This window comes from Prevotella multiformis DSM 16608, assembly GCF_000191065.1.
Lineage (GTDB): Bacteria > Bacteroidota > Bacteroidia > Bacteroidales > Bacteroidaceae > Prevotella > Prevotella multiformis.
On the sequence record NZ_GL872284.1, the window covers coordinates 1 to 3219 of the forward strand.

At 43.6% G+C, this 3219-nt stretch carries 4 protein-coding genes; 1 reads left to right on the forward strand and 3 read right to left on the reverse strand.

Going from position 1 to position 3219, the window contains the following annotated elements; all coding sequences use genetic code 11:
• Positions 1–140 precede the first annotated feature (140 nt).
• The 3 genes from HMPREF9141_RS12015 to HMPREF9141_RS12025 form a co-directional block, all read right to left on the reverse strand.
• Entirely contained in the window at positions 141–779 is a 639-nt protein-coding gene (locus HMPREF9141_RS12015) for a thymidylate synthase (RefSeq protein WP_007369044.1), read from the reverse strand.
• Positions 780–814: 35 nt separating this feature from the next.
• On the reverse strand, positions 815–1648 hold the full coding sequence (locus HMPREF9141_RS12020; protein WP_007369045.1) for a DNA adenine methylase: 834 nt from the start codon (positions 1646–1648) through the stop codon (positions 815–817).
• Between the two features lie 66 nt (positions 1649–1714).
• Positions 1715–1957 carry a hypothetical protein gene (locus HMPREF9141_RS12025; protein WP_007369046.1) on the reverse strand — a complete coding sequence of 81 codons (243 nt, stop codon included), beginning with the start codon at positions 1955–1957 and terminating at the stop codon, positions 1715–1717.
• A 276-nt stretch (positions 1958–2233) separates the two neighbouring features.
• Here HMPREF9141_RS12025 and HMPREF9141_RS12030 point away from each other — a divergent pair, with 276 nt between their 5' ends.
• A complete protein-coding gene (locus tag HMPREF9141_RS12030; protein WP_257009615.1) occupies positions 2234–3205 on the forward strand; it encodes a tyrosine-type recombinase/integrase in 972 nt (323 codons plus the stop codon).
• Positions 3206–3219: the final 14 nt, after the last annotated feature.

Below are 3219 nucleotides of genomic sequence, written 5' to 3' on the forward strand. Positions count from 1 at the left end.
GTAAATCCGGCAAAACGAAATGTGGTGGTCCGATAAAACGAAATGTAATTTTTTCAAGCAAAACGAAATGTAATAAAATAAAAACGCACACAGCACAAAAGAGGTCGATTTGATAATTGGTTTCAAATCGACCTCTTTTTCTATACATTGAGTTCAAACTTCACATTCTCGTTTCCGTCAAGTAGTTCTTTCGTTCGCTCTAAATTGCTCTCATAGATGTGAACATTGGCGAGATTGAGCGTTATAGATTTCAATGGAAGGTCTATCTGCCGTGACATCAAATAAAGATGATAAATGTCTGCCGGCAGACCGAGGTTTGCATCACTGCTTCGCTGGTAAGCTGACAGCACAAGTACCCCCTCGTCTATTTGGAACTGCACAAGGCTCAGACATGGTGCTTGGTTACTCTCCGCATTGGTCTCTCCAAGGAACAATATATAGTTTTTACTATTGCGTTTCTCACGGTTTATCTTTGCTATCAATGGCGGTAACTGTTCAAAGTAAGTCGGGTAACTGTTCACCAACACACTTCCGCAATAGTCCCACCAGTTGATGCCAGCCTCTCGGTACTTCTCTACCTGCCGCTCACCCTGCATAAATAGCTGTAGTTCGTTCTTCAGTTTCTTGCGGGCAATGTCGTGACTCTCGAAAATGTCGAGCAGGTCGGCTGGCGACAACGAAAGCTGCTCATTCAGCAGGCACTTGATGTTACCTTTCTTGTTATGCTGCATCTTACCCGTGCGCATAATCTTCTCTAAAATGTCGTGGTACTTGTTCATAGTTTAATAGTATTTAATTAGTATTTGAACAGTGTTTAACCAGCCTTTTTATAGAGCATCATGTCCGTGTAGGTAGCGTTATAGTTCATGTGGGCATTGAACTCTACTTTCGTGCATTTCTCGAATGGATTGCCTATGGTTTTATTTCTGCCTATCCAATCGCACAATTCCAATATAGACGACTTATTACTTGTAAAATACACAAACGAATGTCCTGCCAGAACGGTCGGCACGTCGAGGTAATCGGCAAGCCTCCAGTACATTTTGTAGGTACCCACTTCCGTGCTCAGATACGGAGGATCAACGAGAAACACCACACCAGGCTTATCCTTATACTGATTGAACACCTGCTTGTAGTCTGCCGATACGATGTTCAGCCCGTCCAAATAGTCGCTGCATAAGGGATAGTCAGTCTTGCGTATCGTGTTATACAATGCCTCCTTACGCATCTCCTCTATATTTAGGCGGTACTTCATTGAAAACATAATAGAGGAGGATATGGTAATGAAGTCCAGATAGCCGTAACGATCCTGGTACTTTTGCAAGCACTCAAACACTTTCTCGCGTGCATCACCAGTGATAGGCTTGTATCGTGGTGTACCCTGCACGATTTCCCTAAGTTCTGCGAGCAGTTCGTTAGTCTGCGGTATATGTTCCAGCCTTAGCCTGTATCCATCAAAATCGTTATACACCACGGTGGAGTCCGGCTTCTGGCACTTGGCGATATGCGACAGCAATCCGCTGCCGCCAAACAGGTCCACGAAGGTTGTATTGTCTGGGAACTGCTGGAGCACCTTAATATACTCCTTGGCAAACATCCGTTTTTGTCCCTGAAACGGAAGCGGTGCTGATAAATATTGTTTTCTCATTGTCTCACTTGTTTTGTATGGCAAAGGTCGCAAAATTTATTGAGCCAAGAGAAAAGCGAGAATAAGTCATACTGCAAGCGTCTTGCAGTCGCTTTGGAAGCGTCTAATCAAGTCATATACTTTACGTTCACTTATGGCGTACTTATCTGATAGATGTGCCACGATATACGATACTTTTTCGCCATGTTCAATCAATGCCATATAATCAGTATACAGGTCCACATACGCTTCATCTTCCAGGCGTATACCAGCTGTTTTGAGCTTTTTTATCAGCTCACGGTTAAATTTCAGTACTTCAATTATCTTCATTATCCTAAATTTTAGTATCTTTGCAATGTCTCACTTATTATAGCGCATAGCGCAACCCAAAACGAACCGCAAGGACGGTCGGAAGGCATACAGCCCCCGGTCTCGCCCTTGCGGCGTTTAGGTTGAATAATAAGTGAGACGATTTTTTAACAGGCTGGGGGCTTTTTTATTTTTCACCTGCAGCCTGCTAACACACTACAAAGGTACTGAATTTTGAGCAGGTTGTCCTCAAAATTCAAAGAAATGAACATCAAAGAGCTTATTCAATATTTAACAATGCAGCTGCGTGGGCATAACGCACTAATACAGATACAAGTAGATGGGCAATACGTCATCAAGCATATTGGTGATGTCAACAAATTGGTGGATAACCCGACCAGGATAGAATATAAAGAGGAAAGTTCTTTTCTTGATTGGATGGAGCAGGAAATAGATAAGGAGACGTATACAGTTGGGACGATTGCGAACCATAAGGCTACGATGGCGGTGCTAAGGCGATTCAAGAGGAATATGACCTTTACTCAGATTGATTACAAGTGTATCTGTGATTTTGAAAACTTCCTGAAAGGTGCCGGATATGCGGTAAACACCATTGCTAAGTTCATGAAGATATTTCGAAGGTTCGTTAATCTTGCTATCGACGAGGAACTGATGACGGCATATCCTTTTCGCAAGTATCACATCAAGACGGAGAATGTACAGAAGCAGTCGTTGACAGAGAGAGAACTGAAGCGGATTGAAGAGAAGGAGGCGAGGGAAGCCCTGACAGAAGAGGAGGGGAAGGTGATAAAAGGTTTTCTGTTCAGCGTCTATTCTGGTCTCCGTTTCTCGGATATAGTGAACGTTACCAAGCAGCACGTTAAGAATATATATCGGAACAAGTGGGTTGTGATGCGAATGCAGAAGACAGACCACGAGGTGAGAATACCTATATCCAAGATGTTCGGAGGCAAGGCTGCTGCAATGGTACAAGAGAACAAGACCACCACAGGCAAACTGTTTCAGCTGCCTTGTAACGCTCGCTGCAATCTGGTGCTGAAGCGTGTGCTCAAACGATTCAACATACACAGACATATAACCTTTCATTGTGCAAGGCATACGTGCGCTACCGTGCTGTTGAGTAAGGGTGTGAGCCTTCCGATTATACAGCACATATTAGGGCATCAGAGCATCAAGACGACGCAGGTGTACTCTGCTGTTAAAGACAGCACGATTAACAAGGAGATACGGAAAGCGTTTAGATGTTAGTTCCATCGGGACTG